Origin of the sequence: Isoptericola sp. NPDC056578, assembly GCF_042793275.1 — a bacterium.
GTDB lineage: Bacteria > Actinomycetota > Actinomycetes > Actinomycetales > Cellulomonadaceae > Isoptericola.
The window spans coordinates 29,907-43,729 of sequence record NZ_JBHTVC010000013.1; the positions used below are offsets into that span (position 1 = coordinate 29,907).

At 73.6% G+C, this 13,823-nt stretch carries 10 protein-coding genes; 6 read left to right on the forward strand and 4 right to left on the reverse strand.

Annotated elements, in window-relative coordinates; all coding sequences use genetic code 11:
- Positions 1-30 precede the first annotated feature (30 nt).
- Together ACFQ80_RS07455 and ACFQ80_RS07460 are read left to right on the forward strand one after the other, a co-directional pair.
- Positions 31-1,077 carry a beta-ketoacyl-ACP synthase III gene (locus ACFQ80_RS07455; protein ID WP_430550683.1) on the forward strand — a complete coding sequence of 349 codons (1,047 nt, stop codon included), beginning with the start codon at positions 31-33 and terminating at the stop codon, positions 1,075-1,077.
- 132 nt (positions 1,078-1,209) lie between these two features.
- The gene (locus ACFQ80_RS07460; protein WP_430563193.1) at positions 1,210-2,589 is read left to right on the forward strand and encodes a Gfo/Idh/MocA family protein; all 1,380 of its coding nucleotides are present in this window, start codon (positions 1,210-1,212) and stop codon (positions 2,587-2,589) included.
- 95 nt (positions 2,590-2,684) lie between these two features.
- Here ACFQ80_RS07460 and ACFQ80_RS07465 read toward each other — a convergent pair whose 3' ends face one another.
- The 3 genes from ACFQ80_RS07465 to ACFQ80_RS07475 form a co-directional block, all read right to left on the reverse strand.
- Positions 2,685-4,160, reverse strand: a complete 1,476-nt coding sequence (locus ACFQ80_RS07465) for a polysaccharide lyase family 1 protein (RefSeq protein WP_430563194.1) — start codon at positions 4,158-4,160, stop codon at positions 2,685-2,687.
- A 67-nt stretch (positions 4,161-4,227) separates the two neighbouring features.
- Positions 4,228-5,385 (reverse strand): Gfo/Idh/MocA family protein, encoded by a 1,158-nt coding sequence (locus tag ACFQ80_RS07470; RefSeq protein ID WP_430563195.1) that lies wholly within the window; start codon positions 5,383-5,385, stop codon positions 4,228-4,230.
- A gap of 39 nt (positions 5,386-5,424) precedes the next feature.
- Entirely contained in the window at positions 5,425-7,386 is a 1,962-nt protein-coding gene (locus ACFQ80_RS07475; protein WP_430563196.1) for a DUF6807 family protein, read from the reverse strand.
- A gap of 202 nt (positions 7,387-7,588) precedes the next feature.
- On the opposite strand from ACFQ80_RS07475, the gene ACFQ80_RS07480 reads away from it, so the two are divergent.
- From ACFQ80_RS07480 to ACFQ80_RS07490, 3 genes are read left to right on the forward strand one after another with little or no spacing between them, the layout of a single operon-like run.
- A complete protein-coding gene (locus tag ACFQ80_RS07480) occupies positions 7,589-8,512 on the forward strand; it encodes a carbohydrate ABC transporter permease (protein WP_430563197.1) in 924 nt (307 codons plus the stop codon).
- Positions 8,505-9,452 (forward strand): carbohydrate ABC transporter permease, encoded by a 948-nt coding sequence (locus ACFQ80_RS07485; RefSeq protein WP_430563198.1) that lies wholly within the window; start codon positions 8,505-8,507, stop codon positions 9,450-9,452. The genes ACFQ80_RS07480 and ACFQ80_RS07485 overlap by 8 nt, the downstream gene beginning before the upstream one ends.
- A 29-nt stretch (positions 9,453-9,481) precedes the next feature.
- Positions 9,482-10,804 (forward strand): ABC transporter substrate-binding protein, encoded by a 1,323-nt coding sequence (locus ACFQ80_RS07490; protein WP_430563199.1) that lies wholly within the window; start codon positions 9,482-9,484, stop codon positions 10,802-10,804.
- Between the two features lie 87 nt (positions 10,805-10,891).
- Here ACFQ80_RS07490 and ACFQ80_RS07495 read toward each other — a convergent pair whose 3' ends face one another.
- Positions 10,892-11,410, reverse strand: coding sequence for a MarR family winged helix-turn-helix transcriptional regulator (locus ACFQ80_RS07495; RefSeq protein WP_430563200.1), 519 nt, complete (start codon positions 11,408-11,410; stop codon positions 10,892-10,894).
- A gap of 112 nt (positions 11,411-11,522) precedes the next feature.
- Between ACFQ80_RS07495 and ACFQ80_RS07500 the strand changes: the two genes are divergently transcribed.
- On the forward strand, positions 11,523-13,823 hold the full coding sequence (locus ACFQ80_RS07500; protein WP_430563201.1) for an LLM class flavin-dependent oxidoreductase: 2,301 nt from the start codon (positions 11,523-11,525) through the stop codon (positions 13,821-13,823).

Below are 13,823 nucleotides of genomic sequence, written 5' to 3' on the forward strand. Positions count from 1 at the left end.
CAGGGCGGGTGCGGTGGGATGATCGCTCCCATGAGTGAGTCCACCGCACCCGCCCTGACGCTGCCGGCGGGTGCCGCCGGGTCCAGGATCGTCGGCATCGGGCACCATCAGCCCGAGAAGGTCATGACCAACGACGACATCGCGAAGCTCGTCGAGACCAACGACGAGTGGATCCGCTCCCGGACCGGCATCGTCACGCGCCACGTCGCTGCGGACCACGTCACCGTCGCGGACATGGCGACGGAGGCCGCCCGGCACGCGCTCGGCGACGCCGGGGTCGCGGCCGCCGACGTCGACCTCGTGGTCGTCGCGACCACCACGGCGTTCGACCGGTCGCCCAACACGGCGGGCCGCGTCGCCTACGCCCTGCGCACCGGTGTCCAGCCCGGGGCGAGCACCCCCGAGGGCGAGGAGGTGCCCGACCTGCGCAACGTCGTCGGGCCCGCCGTCATCGACCTCAACACGGCGTGCTCCGGCTTCGCGTACGCCGTGGGCGTCGCCGACCAGGCGATCCGCGCCGGGTCCGCGCGCACCGCCGTCGTGGTCGGCTCGGAGAAGCTCACCGCCGTGACCGACTGGTCCGACCGCAGCAGCTGCATCCTCACCGCCGACGGCGCGGGCGCGGTCGTGCTCCAGGCCGCCGACACCCCGGCCGTCGGGCCCGTCGTGTGGGGCTCCGAGCCCGAGCTGACCCCGGCCGTCGTGATCGAGGCGCCGCAGGAGAAGTTCGCGCAGGACGGCCGCGCCGTCTTCAAGTGGGCCATCACCCGCGCCGCGGACCGCGCCCGGCGCGTGGTCGAGGCGTCCGGGCTCTCGCTCGACGACATCGGCGTGCTGGTGGCCCACCAGGCCAACCTGCGGATCATCGAGCCGCTCGCCAAGGGCCTCGGCCTCGAGGACCGCATCGTCGTCACCGACATCACCGAGTCCGGCAACACCTCGGCCGCGTCGATCCCGATGGGGCTGTCCAAGTGGTGGCACTCCGGCAAGATCCCGGCGGGCACGCCGGCGCTGCTGTTCGGCTTCGGCGGCGGCTTCACCTGGGCCGGCCAGGTCGTCATCACCCCGTCGAGGTAGTTCCAGCCGTGCCGAGGTAGCTCGAGATTCGAGCTACCTCGGCAGGGGTGGGGTTGACCGCGCGGCTCGGGTAGGCTGTCGGAAACCGCTTACCCGACGTCGCCGTCGCGGCGACACCCAAGGAGATCGACGATGCCCTCCGTCCCCGCCTCCCCGACCGGCAGCCACCCCGACGCCGAGCGCCGCCGCTACGCCGTCGCGGGCGCCGGCCACCGCGCCGGCATGTACGTGAACGCGCTGCTCGGGGACCACGCCGCCGACGGCGAGATCGTCGCGTGGGTGGAGCCCAACCCCGTGCGCGCGGCCGTGCACGAGGCGAAGGTGGCCGCTGCCGTGGGCGGGGAGCGCCCCGTCTACCACCCCGACCACCTGGAGAAGGCCCTCGACGAGCAGCGGGTCGACCGCCTCATCGTGACGTCGGTGGACAACACCCACGCGGACCTCGTCTCCCGCGCGCTGCGCGCGGGCGTCGACGTCGTCGTCGAGAAGCCGATCGCGGCCACGGAGGACGAGGCGCGGCAGATCGCGGACGCCGTCGCCGAGACGGGCCGCGACCTCACGATGACGTTCAACTACCGGTACTCGCCGCGGAACTCGGCGCTGCGCGAGGTCATCGCGTCCGGCGAGATCGGGCAGGTGCTGAGCGTCCACTTCGACTGGGCCCTCGACACCGTGCACGGCGCGGACTACTTCCGCCGCTGGCACCGGGAGAAGGTCAACAACGGCGGCCTGCTGGTGCACAAGTCCAGCCACCACTTCGACCTCGTCAACTGGTGGATCGACGCCGTCCCGCAGCGGGTCTTCGCCAGCGGCGGCCGCCGGTTCTACGGCGACGACGCCGCGCACGAGGTCGGCTACGAGCCGACGGCGGGGGAGCGGGCACTGAACGAGCAGGGCGTGGACCCGTGGCGCATCGACGTCGACGCGGACCCGTACCTCTCCGAGCTGTACGGCCCCGAGGCGCAGGCCGTGGACGGCTACCGCCGCGACCGCAGCGTCTTCGACGCCGGCATCACCACCGAGGACACCCTCGGGCTCGTCGTCGAGTACGCCGGCGGGCCGGTGCTCACCTACTCGCTCACGGCCAGCGCGCCGTGGGAGGGGTACCGGGTCGTCGTCAACGGCTCGCGCGGCCGCGCCGAGCTCGAGGTGGTCGAGCGCGGGTCCGTCGTCTTCGGCGCCGACGGCAAGGCGACCGTCGACCCGAGCTTCACCGCGACGTTCGGCGAGGACACGGTGCGCCCCGAGGGCGAGCGGCTCGTCGTGCAGAAGCACTGGGAGCGCGCGGAGGAGCGGCCGATCGTCGCCGTCGGGCACGGCGGTCACGGCGGCGGCGACGCCCTGCTCCTCGCCGACGTCTTCCGCGGCCGCACCGAGGCCGACCCGCTCGGCCGCGCTGCCGGCTTCCGCGACGGCCTGCGCGCGTCCGGCATCGGCTACGCCGGCAACCGTTCGCTGGCCACCGGCGACCCGGTGCGCCTCGACGACCTGGGCCTCGGCATCGACCTCTGACCCTGCGCCGTGGGAGTACGCCTCTGCCGAGGTAGTTCCTGCCCCAGGCCAGGAACTACCTCGGCGCGAGGTGAGCTACCTCGGCAGGGGTGGCACTACCTCGGCGACGTGGAGCGCAGCACGCCCGCACCCGCGCCGGCGTCCACGACGGCGGGCACGGCCCGGGTGGGCAGCAGCCGGTAGCGGTAGTGGTCGGACGGCGTCCACCGCGCCTCGTCGGCGAGCGGCGCGTCGGCCGCGGCGTTGAACGCGCCGACGACGTCGACGGGCCGTCCGTTCACCAGCGTGCCGGTCTCGCGCAGCATCGTGCCGCCGTAGGTGCCCACCGCCCGCGCCGGGTCGACGCCCCGGGCGAGGCGCAGCGCGTTGTTCTCCACGACCAGGCTCGACTCCTTGCCGGCGCCCCAGAAGTACTGGAACGACGACGCCGTCGACTGCGCGTAGGAGTTGTCGTAGACGTGCACGTCGCCGAAGCGCACGCGCGGTGCGCGCTGGCCGATGTCCTGGAAGTGGTTGTGGTGGATCGTCACGCGGTGCTGGCCGCGGTCCTGCAGCCGTGAGTCGGACGAGCCGATGATCATCGTCTTGTCGTGGGACTCGAAGCGGTTCCACGACACGGTCACCAGGTCGCCGCCGTGCGTGACGTCGAGCAGGCCGTCGTGGATCTCGAACGGCCGACCGAACACCTGCGGCAGCGACGACGCCGGGTGGTCCCCGTCGTCGAAGGTGTTGTGGTCCACCCACACGCCGGTGGAGGTCCAGACGGACAGGTTGTCGTAGGCGGAGTTCCAGTTCCCGAGGTCGCCGTCGGTGGGGTCCCACTGCGGGAAGCAGTCGCGGCCGTCCGAGAGGGTCAGGTTGCGCACGATGACGTTGTGCGAGTCGCGGATCCGCAGGTTCGCCCCGACGATCCGCGCGTCGTCGCCCACGCCGACGATCGTGACGTTCGAGCCGACGTGCACCTGCGTCTGCGCGGCCTGGACCTTGGCTGCGGCGACCCGCGCGTCCTCCAGCGGCCCGGCGGGCTCGTCGGTGCCCCAGACGGCGGGGTCGTAGGCCGCGACGTAGTCGTCCATGGAGAACGCGTCCCCGGTGCCTGCCACCGGCACCCGGCCGGCGAGGTCCTGGCAGTCCAGCGCCGTGCCGTCCTCGCCCGTGAACGCGTCGATCGTGCCGCGCACGTAGACGATCCGTGGCACCTCGAGCCCGCGTCCGTCGTCGAGGTCGGCGCCGGCACGGCCGCCCAGGGCGTCGCGGAGCTCGGCCCACGTGTCGACGACGTACACCTCGGACGCCGCGGCCGCGGCGCCCCCGGTGACCGGCGCGGAGTCGCGTGCGACGCCCTCGGGCGCGGTCGTCGTGGCGACCGACGCCCACCCTTCCGCGCCCGGGGTCACGACCTGGCGGCCGAGGTCGGTGCGCGGGGGATGGCCGGGGCCGGGGTGCCCGCCGTGGGCCGAGGCGGCGCCGGCGCCGGACGTGACGAGCAGCGCGGCGGCGGCGAGGGCGGCGGCCGCGCGGGGACGGCGTCGGCCCGGGAGGGCAGGGGAGGGCTGGGACGGTGGGGGCATGGTGCGAAACTCCTTCGTTCCGGCGGTACCCGTCCGACGACGGTGTCGGCCGGGGAGGTGCGGCGCGTCAGCCGGCCCAGGGCGCCCCGAGCTCGGCGAACGTGCGCTGCGTGCGCGCGACCTCGGCGCACCAGTGCTCGACGTCGCGCACCACGGGGCGCCGCTCGTCGCCGTCGCCGTGCCACTCGACGTGCTCGGGCGCGATCGGTGTCGGGTCGGCGCTGGTGCGCACGGCCTCCAGCACCCGCATGAACGCGCCCGTGTCGCGGACGTCGCACAGCAGGGGGCGGCGGTCGTCGGCGCGCGCGGCCAGCAGGTCGTCCAGCAGGGAGGCGCGCCCGTAGGTCTTGTCCATCTGCACGGAGTCCGTGCGCAGCAGCAGGCGGTCGTGCTCGTACTCGAGCACCAGCTCGCCGCGGGTGCCGGTCACCACTACCCGCGCGGGGGTGCGCTCGGCCGCGCACAGCGTGAGACCGAAGCCGTACCGGCGGCCGGCGGCGTCCTTGACCCGCACCGCGGAGGTGTCGTCGGCCTCGATCGGGTTGGCGCGGTACAGGTCGGTGTCCACCCAGGCGACGTCCTGCGCGGTGGTCGCCCCGCCCAGCCGCAGGGTGGTCGCGACGGCGTGCGCCAGCGGGTTGGTCACCACCCCGTCGACGACGTCGCGGCCGTCGAGCCGACGTCGGCCGGCCCAGGCGGCGCGCCTCCAGTACGACGCCGTGCGCACCCAGGTGCCGACGGCGCCGAGCCCCTGCACCTCGCCGATCTCGCCCCGGGCCAGGAGGTCCGCGGCCGCGGGCAGGGCGTGCGACCCGAAGGTCTGGAAGCCCACCTGGCAACGGCGGCCCGTCCGCTCGGCCACCGCGACGAGCTCGGCGTGCTCGGCGAGCGACGCCGTCGTCGGCTTCTCCAGCAGCACGTCGATGCCCGCCTCCATGGCGGCGCGCGCGAGCGGCAGGTGCGTGGGGATGGGCGTGCTCAGCACGACGACGTCGACGCGCGCCTGCGGGGTGGACAGCAGGTCGCCGAGCGTCGGGAACCAGGGGGCCCCGGCGTCGTGCGCGTCGTGACCGGGGCCCGGCTCGCGCGGGTCGACGACGGCCGCGAGCCGTGCCCGTCCGGCGCGCTGCAGCTCGAGCACCCGGCGCACGTGGGAGGCGCCGTGGCCGTGCAGGCCCACGACCGCGATCTGCGGGGCGAGTCCGTCGGAGGTCGGGTCGGTCATCGTCGTCCTGTCCGTGTCGTGGCGGCGTGCCGGGAGGGGTCAGCGCAGCCTGGCGGCGAGGGCCGCGGCCTCGTCGTGGTCGAGCGCGCGGTCCACGAGCGCGGCCACGACGCCCGTCTCGACGGTGCCGCCCGCGGGCACGACGAGCGGCGTGTCCCAGGCGAGCGCGGGCCCCGCGCCGGGGTACTCCGCGGCGCGCAGGAACCAGGGGCGCGGCGGCGACGTCTGCGCCAGCAGCAGCGTCGTCGGGCGGTCCTCGGCGTAGGGGTCGTGGTGCTGCTGGACGTACGCGACCCAGGGCGACGTGCTGCCGTGGGCCAGCGCCTCGCCCTCGCCGTCGGCCGACAGCACGACCGTGCTCTGCGACATCGGCGCGCGCCAGAAGACGCCGCCGTACCCGGCGCCCGGGCGCCCGTTGGTGGCAGGCGAGCGGATCTCCAGCGGCTGGTACGACGCGTGCAGCGTGGTGCGCCAGTCGAGCACCCACGTGCCGTCGTCGAGGAGGCGGGCGCCGAGCCGGCGCTGCTCGTCCAGCAGGGGGTTGCCGTGCTCGTCGTCCCAGCGCACCGCGTCGTGCAGCACGTGGGGCGCGAGCGGGTCGACCTCCGCGCGCGTGCTCACCTGGCGGCCGTGGTTGGGCAGCAGCGTGGGGCCGACGTCGGCCACGAACGTGCGGCCGCCCCAGAAGCTCGTGCCGTTGACGTCGGGCACCGCCACGCTCACGCCGTAGTGGTGCCGGTGGTCCACCGGCTCGGACTCGGTGAGGGCCACGCCCGCCAGCGAGTGCACCGGGTGCAGGTACGGGCGCGGGGAATGGATGGCCGGCAGCCGCTCGCCGTCGACGTACCGCGCCAGGGGCACCCGGTCGCGCGTGTGCCGCAGCACGATCTCGCGCGGCTCCACCGACCACGTCGGGCCCGGGTCGACGACGTCGGCCTCGGGCGCGGCGGCCGGCTCGGGCTCCGCGACGACGGCACGCGCGATGCCGCGCGGCACGGGGCCGGTGCTGGAGCGGGCCTCGAGGCGGGCGGTGAACCGGGTGGTGGTGGCCGCGTGCGCGTCGTCGTCGATGACGGCGTGCAGCTCGCGCCACGCCTGGCGGCCCAGCTCGGCCTGGGGCACGGACACGGTGGTCAGGCCGGGCGTCGCGTACCGGGCGAGGTCGATGTCGTCGTAGCCGGCCACCGAGATGTCGCCGGGCACGGCGACGCCCGCCTCGTTGAGCGCGGCCAGGAGGCCGAACGCCACCAGGTCGTTGTAGGCGACGACGGCGGTGGCGCGGCTCGCGAGCACCTCGCCCGCGGCGGCGTGGCCGGACGCCAGGTCGGCACCCACGGGGAGCTCGACGATCTCGAGGTCCGGGTGGCGGTCGCGGGCGGTGGCGAGCCCGGCGCGCCGGGCGACGTCGGTCGCGGCGGCCCGCGGGCCGGCGAGGTAGGCGAGGCGGCGGTGCCCGAGGCCGACGAGGTGCTCGACGACCTGAACGGTGGCGTCCTCGTAGTCGATGACCAGGCTGGGGGTGGCGGGGTGCTCGACCGCGCGGTTGATCACCGCCGCCGGCGTCACGAGGGGGAGCAGCGCGTCGAGCGCGGTGCCGGGCATGCGCGGCGCGACCAGGATGAGCGCGTCGCAGCGCATGCGCGCCTCGCGGGCGATGGCCGCCTCCTCCGAGGGGTCCTCGGCGGCGTCGGCGACGAGCACGCGGTAGCCGTCCTCCGCGGCGGCGGAGGTCACGCCGCGCAGGATCTGCTGGAACACCGGGTTGCCCAGGTCGGGCACGACGAGGGCGACGGTCTCCGTGCGCCCGAGGGACAGGCTGCGCGCCACGTTGCTGGGGCGGTAGTTGAGGTCGATCGCCGCCTCCTGCACGCGCGCGGCGATGGCGGGGTCGACGGTGCTGCGACCGTTCATCACGCGGGAGACCGTGGCGCGCGAGACGCCTGCGGCGGCGGCGACGTCCGCGATGGTGACGGACGGGCGCCGGACGTTCAGCTCAGGCATCGATGCCTCCTCGTGCTCACGAGCCGACGGTACACCATTGGAAACCGGTTCCTCTCGTGGTACGTTCCCGAGAAGCAACCGGTTTCCAGGAGGAGCGGGTTCCTGGACACCTCGGATCGACGAAGATCAGGAGGCCGGCGATGACGCCCACCAGCACGCCGATCGGCAGCGTGATCGGCAGCGGGACCGGCGGGGTGCCGCGATGGCGGTGATCCAGGAGGTCGCGCGCGCCCGAGGTGCCGCCCGGGAGCGGCGCAAGGGGGACGGCAAGGCCGCGGCGCTCTTCCTCGCCCCGTGGTTCGTCGGGCTGGTCCTCGTCACGGCGTTCCCGCTCGTCGCGTCCCTGTACCTCTCCTTCACGGACTACAGCCTGCTCGAGGCCCCGGGCTGGATCGGGCTCGAGAACTACACGGCGATGTTCTCCGACCCGCGGTTCTTCCAGGCGCTCAAGGTCACGTTCACCTACGTGCTCGTCTCGGTGCCGCTGCAGCTCGCCGCCGCGCTCGCCCTCGCCATGGTGCTCGACAAGGGCCTGCGCGGCCTCGCGTTCTACCGGTCCGTGTACTACCTGCCGTCGCTGCTCGGCGGCAGCGTCGCCATCGCCATCCTGTGGCGCCAGGTGTTCGGGGCCGACGGCCTCGTGAACCAGGTCCTCGGGTTCTTCGGGATCGAGGGGGTCGGCTGGGTGTCGCACCCCGACTACGCGCTCGGCACCCTCATGATCCTCAACGTCTGGACGTTCGGCGCGCCGATGATCATCTTCCTGGCGGGGCTGCGGCAGATCCCGGCGATGTACTACGAGGCCGCGTCGATCGACGGCGCCGGCCGCTGGCGCCGGTTCCGCAGCATCACGGTGCCGCTGCTCACGCCGATCATCTTCTTCAACCTGGTGCTGCAGCTCATCGGGGCGTTCCAGTCGTTCACGCAGGCGTTCATCGTCAGCGGGGGCACGGGCGGGCCGGTCGACTCCACGCTCTTCTACACGCTGTACCTCTACGAGAAGGGCTTCAGCTCCTACCAGATGGGTTACGCGTCCGCGATGGCGTGGTTCCTGCTGCTCGTCGTGGCGGGGATGACCGTCGTGAACTTCCTCGCCTCCAAGTTCTGGGTCTTCTACGATGACTGACGCTCCCGCGCGGACCGAGCCGCGCCCCGGGTCGCACCCCACGGGTCCCCGTCCCACGCTCTCCGAGGTGGCGGCGACCTACCCCGAGCGGCGTCCGCCCCGCGGCCGCGCCTGGGCCGCCGTCCGCCGCGTGCTGCGGCACGTCGCGCTGATCGCCTTCGGGCTGGTCATGCTCTACCCGCTGCTGTGGATGCTGGCGAGCTCGTTCAAGCCGACCGAGCTCATCTTCCGCGAGCCCGGGCTGATCCCCACCGAGTGGGACCTCGGCAACTACACCGACGGCTGGAACGCCCTGCTGGACCCGTTCAGCCACTACCTGCTGAACTCGGCGATCGTCGTGCTCGGCTCGGTGCTGGGCAACCTGGTCTCGTGCTCGATGGCGGCCTACGCGTTCGCCCGGCTGAAGTTCCGGGGCCGCAACCTGTGGTTCGCGATCATGCTCATGTCGATCATGCTGCCGATCCACGTGATCATCGTGCCGCAGTACATCCTGTTCTCGTCGCTGTCGTGGATCAACACGTTCCTGCCGCTGATCGTGCCGAAGCTGCTGGCCACGGACGCGTTCTTCGTGTTCCTCATGGTGCAGTTCTTCCGCGGCATCCCGAAGGACCTCGACGAGGCGGCCCGCCTCGACGGCTGCGGGCACGTGCGCATCTACCTGCGGATCATGCTGCCGCTGTCGCTCCCGGCGCTCGCCACCACCGCGATCTTCACGTTCATCTGGACGTGGAACGACTTCTTCAGCCAGCTCATCTTCCTGACGAAGCCGGACATGTACACCGTGCCCATCGCGCTGCGGACCTTCGTGGACGCCACGAGCAACAGCTCGTGGGGGCCCTTGTTCGCGATGTCGATCGTCTCCCTGATCCCCGTGTTCCTCGTCTTCCTGTTCGGCCAGAAGTACCTCGTCAAGGGCATCGCCACCACCGGCATCAAGTAGTTCGCACCCGTCGTTCGAAGGAGAACCTCATGCGAGTCACAGCCACCCGGGCCCCGCGGCGCCGCGGCGTCGCGCTCGTCGCGCTCACCGCGGCGGGGGCTCTCGCCCTCACCGCCTGCTCCGGCGACTCCGGCGCCCTGCCGTCCGACGAGGACGGCGGCGGCGACGGGAACGTCGAGATCCGCTTCGCGTGGTGGGGGTCGGACGACCGGCACAAGACCACGCAGCAGATCATCGACCTGTTCGAGGAGAAGAACCCCGGCATCACCGTCGTGCCGGACTACACCGACTGGGACGGCTACTGGGACAAGCTCGCCACGGCCACGGCCGGCGGCGACACCCCGGACGTCATCACCCAGGAGGAGCGGTACCTGTCCGACTATGCGTCGCGCGGCGTCATCGGCGAGCTGAGCGGCGTCGACACGTCCGAGATCCCCGAGGACATCCTCAGCACGGGGGAGGTCGACGGCAAGCTCGTCGGGATCCCGACGGGCGTCAACGCGTACGCGATGGTCGCCGACCCGCAGATCTTCGCCGACGCCGGCGTCGAGATGCCCGACGACACGACCTGGACCTGGGACGAGTACGTCGACATCGCCGGGCAGGTCGCGAAGGGCGCGGGCGACGGCGTCTGGGGCGCGCAGGACTACGGCTTCAACGAGGCCGGGCTCAACGTGCTGGCACGGCAGAAGGGCGAGACCCTCTACAACGTGGACGGCACGCTGGGCGTCTCGAAGGAGACGGTCGCGGAGTTCTTCCAGACGTCGCTGGACCTCATGGCGAACGGCGGCCAGCCCGACGCGTCGCGGTCGGTGGAGTACCAGAACGCCGGGCCCGAGGGCTCGCTGCTCGGCACCAACGCCGGCGCGATGGGCGTGTGGTGGTCCAACCAGCTCGGCGCGCTCTCCGACGCGTCCGGCCACGAGCTGGAGCTGCTCCGCCTGCCCGGCGAGTCGGAGTTCGAGCGCACCGGCATGTACTTCAAGCCGGCCATGTACTACTCGGTCTCCGCGAAGACGGAGCACCCCGAGGAGTCGGCGAAGCTCGTGGACTTCCTGCTCAACGACCCGGAGGTCGCCGAGCTGCAGCTCACCGACCGCGGCCTGCCGGCCAACCTGACGGTGCGCGAGGGGATCCTGCCCGAGCTGACGGCCGCGGACCAGAAGGTCGCGGACTTCATGGCGGCCCTGGAGCCCGAGATCGTCGACAACCCGGCCGTGCCGCCGAGCGGCGCGAACGAGATCCAGGACATCATGATCCGGATCAACACCGAGGTGCTGTTCGAGCGCATGACGCCCGACGAGGCGGCCGACGCCTTCCTCCAGGACGTGGGCGCGGCGATCGGCGGCTGACGGCTCTCGCGCCGAGCGTGCTGACCTGATTCCTCCATAGTTCGCTCGGGGATCGGGTCAGCACGCTCGATCGCGTCCACCGGAGGGTCAGGAGGGGTCGACGACGCGCGCGACGACGGCGCAGCGGTCGTCGCCCGGCGCGGCGCCGGTGGCGGCGCGCACGAGCAGGTGGCGCAGGGCCGTGCGCTCGACGTCGTCCAGCCCGGCGAGCAGCTCGTCCTCGGCGGTCCGCACGCGGGCGTCGAGGTCGGCGAGGACGGCACGGCCGTGGTCGGTCACGACGATCCGGCGCGCGCGGCGGTCGGCCGGGTCGGGCTGCCTCTCGACCAGCCCGCAGCCGGCCAGCTCGTCGAGGAGGTACGTCATCACGGTGCGGTCGATGCCGAGCCGGGCGGCGAGCGCCGCCTGGGTGGGCGGGGCGTCGTGGGTGACGGCGGCGAGGACCTCGTAGCCGCGGCCCCCGTGCGGGACGTCGGCGCAGGCGGCCGCGACGCGGGCGCTCCACTCGCGCAGCAGCGCGGCGAGGGACCAGCCCAGCGGGGACGGGGCGTCCGCGCTGGTGGCGGTCTCCGCGGTGCTGCGGGTCGTGTCGGCGGTGGTGCTCACCGTGCCATGGTAAGCGGAATGTGCGGCGCGGCAGAAGAGTTGCCGCTGATATCGTCTGTACGACAGACGATCTCCCGGACGACGGGAGCGGTCCTCCCGCGAAAGGTCCCGCATGACGGACTACGGCCACGACCTGGTCTTCGGCACGTTCCTCACCCCCACGAACCGCGACCCGCAGCAGCCGGTGCGGCTCGCGCAGGCCACGGAGGCGGCCGGGCTCGACCTGGTGACGTTCCAGGACCACCCGTACCAGCCGGGCTTCCTCGACACGTGGACCCTGTTGTCCTGGGTGGCCGCGCAGACCGAGCGGGTGACCGTCGCGGGCAACGTGCTCAACCTGCCGCTGCGGCCGCCCGCCGTGCTCGCGCGCGCCGTCGCGTCGCTCGACCTGCTGTCCGGGGGCCGCGCCGCGCTCGGCCTCGGCGCCGGCGGGTTCTGGGACCCGATCGTCGCGATGGGCGGCACGCGCCTCACCCCCGGCGAGTCCGTCGACGCCCTCGACGAGGCGCTCGACATCATCCGCGGGATCTGGGACGGGCGGGAGCGCCGCTCGTTGCGGGTCGACGGCACCCACCACCGCGTCGCCGGCGCCAAGCGCGGTCCCGAGCCGGCCCACGACGTCCCGATCTGGCTCGGCGCGCTCAAGCCCCGCATGCTGCGGCTGATCGCCCGCAAGGCCGACGGCTGGCTTCCCTCGCTCGCGTACCTCAAGGACGGCGACCTGCAGCGCGGGCACGCGATCATCGACGAGGCCGCCGCGGAGGCGGGGCGCCACCCGGCCGAGATCCGGCGCCTGCTCAACGTGCAGGGCGCCGTCACCGCGCAGCCGCAGGGCTTCCTCCAGGGCCCTGTGGAGCAGTGGGTCGACGAGCTGGCGACGCTCGCGCTCGAGGACGGCATCGGCACCGTGATCCTCGCGGCCGACGACCCCACCCTCATCCAGGTGTACGGCCAGGAGGTCGCGCCGGCGGTGCGCGAGCTGGTGGCGCGCGAGCGTGCGTCGTCGGGCACGACGCCCGCCGCCACGCAGCGCGGCGCGCGAGCGATCGCGCTGCGCCGGCCCGGCATCGACTACGCGGCGGTGCCCGCGGCGCTCGCGGCCTCCGCCGTCGAGCCCGGCGACCGTGCGTACGACGGCGTGCGGCACAACTACCTGCGCTCCGGGGCGCCCGGCCTCGTCCTGCGTCCCCGCGACACCGCGCAGGTGGCCGAGGCCGTGCGGTTCGCGCGGTCGCAGGACGTGCCGCTGGGCGTGCGGTCCGGCGGGCACGGCATCAGCGGCCGGTCGACCAACGACGGCGGGATCGTCGTCGACCTGGGCGCGCTGGACCAGGTCGAGGTGGTCGACGAGGCCGCCCGGCGCGTGCGGGTCGGCGTCGGCGCGACGTGGGGTCGTGTCGCCGAGGTGCTCGCGCCCCGAGGCTGGGCGATCAGCTCCGGCGACTCGGGTGGCGTGGGCGTCGGCGGGCTGGCCACCGCGGGCGGCGTCGGCTTCCTCGGACGCCTGTACGGGCTGACGATCGACCACGTCGTCGCGGCGGAGGTCGTCACGGCCGACGGGCGCGTGGTGCGGGCGTCGGCCGACGAGCACCCCGACCTGTTCTGGGGGCTGCGCGGCGCGGGCGGCAACCTGGGCGTCGTCACGTGGGTGGAGATCGAGGCGATGGCGCTGGGGGACCAGGGCGCCGTCGTGTTCTCGCAGATGACGCTCGACGCGACCGACGTCGCGGGCACCCTCGAGCGGTGGGGCGCCGTCGTCGAGTCCGCGCCGCGCGAGCTGACGAGCTTCCTCATCCTCTCGCCCGGCCGTCGGGGGCGGCTCGCCGACGGCAGCGACGACCAGGGCCCGGTCGCCCAGCTCATGACCGTCTGGGCGGGCGACGACACGGACGCCGCCGTCGAGCAGCTCGAGCGGCTCGCCGGCGCCGGGCCGCTGCTGGGCCACCAGGCGTACCTGCTGCCCTACGCGGGCGTCGTGCAGGCGGGGGAGAAGCACCACCAGGGCGGCGGCGACCCCGCCGTGCGCTCCGGGCTGGTGGCGCACCTGGACACCGCGACCGCCCGCGCGTTCGAGAAGCTCGCGCTGTCGGGGGAGGCGTACTTCCTGCAGGTCCGCGCCACCGGCGGCGCGGCGAACGACGTCGAGGAGGGCGCGACGGCGTACGCGCACCGGCACCAGAACTTCCTGCTGTCGGCGATGTCGTCGTCGCAGGCCGGGCTCGACGCCGTGTGGGACGACGTGATGGCGCCGTACACCGACGGGCTGTACCTGTCGTTCGACACGGACACCCGGCCCGAGCGGATCACGGACGCCTTCCCGGAGCCCACGCTGACCCGCCTGCGCGAGGTGAAGCGCGACTGGGACCCGGACAACGTGTTCCGTGCGAACTTCCCGGTGCCGCCCGCCGAGTGA